This is a genomic window from Acetoanaerobium noterae, assembly GCF_900168025.1.
GTDB classification, from domain to species: domain Bacteria; phylum Bacillota; class Clostridia; order Peptostreptococcales; family Filifactoraceae; genus Acetoanaerobium; species Acetoanaerobium noterae.
This window is the reverse complement of record NZ_FUYN01000018.1, coordinates 1-3,089: the sequence shown is the minus strand read 5'-3', so window position 1 is coordinate 3,089 and position 3,089 is coordinate 1. Positions and strand designations below refer to the sequence as shown.

Here is a 3,089-nt window from a genome sequence, read left to right as displayed (position 1 = left end):
CCTAAAGGATATGTTAAGTACATTTTTTGTACTTTTCATATCCTTTTTTTATTTTAAAAAATTATATTTTAAAAAGGAGAGATTTATTATGGAAAAGAAAAATTTTGATGAAAAGAAACAACCAGTTGTTACTATCCTTTGGAGTGAACACAGATTACTACAAAAAGGTGATCAGTTTACTATCTATCAAGCTGATGAACTGTTTGAAAGATTTGATAGTATGCAGCAAGAGGATAGAAAAAAAGAAAACTATGATGGTCTTTGGTATTACAAGACTAAGTTTGTAATTAAGTATATGTTCTGTGGAAAAATTCAAACTTACACTGGAAGACAAGATTTCGGTGATGGTGATGGAGGATTAATTAAACATATTAAAGCTCATGCTACTGAATCTCTAAATTGCAAAGATTTAGTAACTAATAACGAAATAAGAGATTCATTAAAATTTGTTTTAAATGAATTAATTCCTTATTTTGAATTGCATAAAGGTTTAACGGATATAGAACTTTCCTCTAAAAAAGAATTAGCTATTTTAAAAAGAAAAAAGTTACAAGGTACTTATATTGATAATTTGGATAGTAAAATTACTTTTTCTGAAGATGTTTTAAAATATGTTGAGGATAATAGAAAAGTACTTAATTTTTCTGAAGAAAATTATAACTTCTCTAAAATGCCTCAAATGAAAGACTATCTAGTAAATGAAAAAGTATTAGAAGAATATAAGTATCTAGCAAAATAATAATTTTGTGGTAATCTAAAAATATTAAAAGAAATAAAGGGTCAACTTGACCCTTTTTCATGAAAAGGAGAATATCTTATGAAGAATGTAATAAGTTTTATCAATTTTAAAGGTGGAGTAGGTAAAACAACATCAACAATTTCAATTGCAGGTGAATTGTCTAGTAGAGGATATAAAGTTTTAATAGTAGATTTAGACCCTTCTGGTAATTTATCATCAGCAGTTGGAAGAAAAGGCGATAATAAAGAGATGGATCATACATCAAAGTTATTAAAAGGTGTAGAAAATCCCTCAGATTTAGTTTTATCTACAGACATTGAAAACTTATTCATTATACCTACTTGTAGCGGAAATTTAACTAGAACCATGAGAGAAATTCAATCAGAATCTTTTAGAAGAACTGATATAAGGTTAAAAAAAGGATTAGAACCACTACAAGATACATTCGATTATATATTAGTAGATTGTGGTCCTTCTGATAATATACTTAACCTTAATGCTATGACAGCATCAGATAATTTAATCGTTCCTATGAGATTAGAAAAATATTCTCTTGAAGGTTTTGATTATCTACAAGAAATGGTATTTGCTATAAAGGAAGAAACTAATCCTGAACTTAAAATTTTAGGTATCGTGGAAACTATGTATAAGACAAGAAGTGCTTTATACAAAGAGCTTCATGAATCAATCCAAAACTCTCAATTTGGTAACTTATTATTTAACACTATAATAAGACAAAACTCAAAAATGGAAGAAAGTCCATTTGCTGAGTTGCCTGTATGCTTATATGATAAAAAATCTAATGGAGCAATCGATTATAAGGATTTAACAGATGAGATTTTGGAAAGAATGTCTAAATAAATTAAATAAGGAAAGGTTGATATAATAATGAAGAAAATATTGAAAGATAATTTAGCAAAGAGCGTAAATAAGGTGGAAGAAAAAACTATCAGTTTTGATAGTGGTAATAACCTAAAAACTATATCTGTTGACGAGCTCATGGAAAATGAAATAAATAAAGAAGTCTTTAGAGAAATGAATGAAGAAGAGTTTGAAAGACTAAAAAATTCTATTAGTGATGTAGGTTTATTACAACCTTTATCAGTTGTGAAAACTGACAAAGGATATAAATTAATAGCAGGTCACCAAAGATTAAAAGCTTTAAAAGAGCTAGGAATAAATACTGCACCAGTTCTTATTCTTAACTATAAAGACGAAACAGACGGTCATGTAGCCCTAGTTCATGCTAATTTAGCAGCAAGGCAATTAAATGAAATTGATCTTGCTAGAGCTATTGCTTACGAAAAAAATCTTTTAAAAGAAAAGAAAAAAAGTGGAGAATTTAAAGGTGATATTAATAAAACTGTAGCAGATAGTTTAAACTTATCAAAAGAAACTCTTAAAAGAGTAGAAAAATTAAATAAGCTAATTCCTGAAATTCAAGATTTAATAAGTAAAAATGAATTAGCAGCTGGTAAAGGTCAAATTATCGCTACACTAGATGAAGAAACACAAAAACTTATTTACGATACTTTAAAAAAAGAAATTGAAAGTTTGTCTTTAGAAGAACTAAAAGATTTTAAAAATCAAAGTGAAGAAGAGAAAAAAAGTGTCATGGATAAACTTCTTCAGGCTGAAGCTGAAAACAAAAAAATCCTTCAAGCATCAGAGGATTTAAAAAAAGAAGCAGATAAATATTTAAAAGAATTAGAGAACCTTAAATTAGAGAATAAGAAGATTCTCGAAAATCTTGAAAATATAGAAAAAAATTCTAAAGATCAAAAGAAAGAAGATGAAGTAAAAGCTAAATTAGAAGAAGTTGAAAAGAAATATAAGGCTCAAATGGAAAAGCTAAAAGAAGAAAATGATAAAACTAAAGAACTTATAGAAAAGAAAAATAAAGAATTAGCAGAAGAAGTAAAAAAATTGCAAAAGGAAAAAAAGGAACTTATTGAAAGTACTGCTATTGCTGATTTGGAAGATTTCTTAACTGAAAAGAAAATAGATTTATCTGATAACGAAAAGGAATTTATCAATGTAATTAAAAAATTTAGCGAAGATGATATATACAATTTTATGTCAATCATAAATAAAGTATCATCTAAGAATTAAAAAAGGGTCAACTTGACCCTTTTTTATTAAATAGTTTGGAGGATATGCTTATGGATGATAAAATAATAATATATGAATTGCAAGTAGATTCTAAAAGATATTTTAATTTATATCCATTTCACAGAGATTGTATTTTTAGAAAATATGAACTTCCTAATGGGTATAAAATAGATAAAGGATATTTCGGTCAAACACTTATTTTTAATGAGAATAATAAAGTATGTTCTCTTATAAATAA

General features: G+C 26.6%; 4 protein-coding genes. All 4 read left to right on the top strand.

The annotated features are described in order from the left end of the window. Positions 1-88 precede the first annotated feature (88 nt). A complete protein-coding gene (locus tag B5X47_RS13630; RefSeq protein WP_079590877.1) occupies positions 89-739 on the top strand; it encodes an LPD25 domain-containing protein in 651 nt (216 codons plus the stop codon). Positions 740-817: 78 nt separating this feature from the next. Continuing rightward, on the top strand, positions 818-1,600 hold the full coding sequence (locus B5X47_RS13625; RefSeq protein WP_159446492.1) for a ParA family protein: 783 nt from the start codon (positions 818-820) through the stop codon (positions 1,598-1,600). A 27-nt stretch (positions 1,601-1,627) separates the two neighbouring features. After that, a complete protein-coding gene (locus B5X47_RS13620) occupies positions 1,628-2,851 on the top strand; it encodes a ParB/RepB/Spo0J family partition protein (protein ID WP_079590875.1) in 1,224 nt (407 codons plus the stop codon). 50 nt (positions 2,852-2,901) lie between these two features. Next, the coding region (locus B5X47_RS13615) for a hypothetical protein (protein WP_143215840.1) at positions 2,902-3,089 on the top strand (188 nt) is incomplete at its 3' end.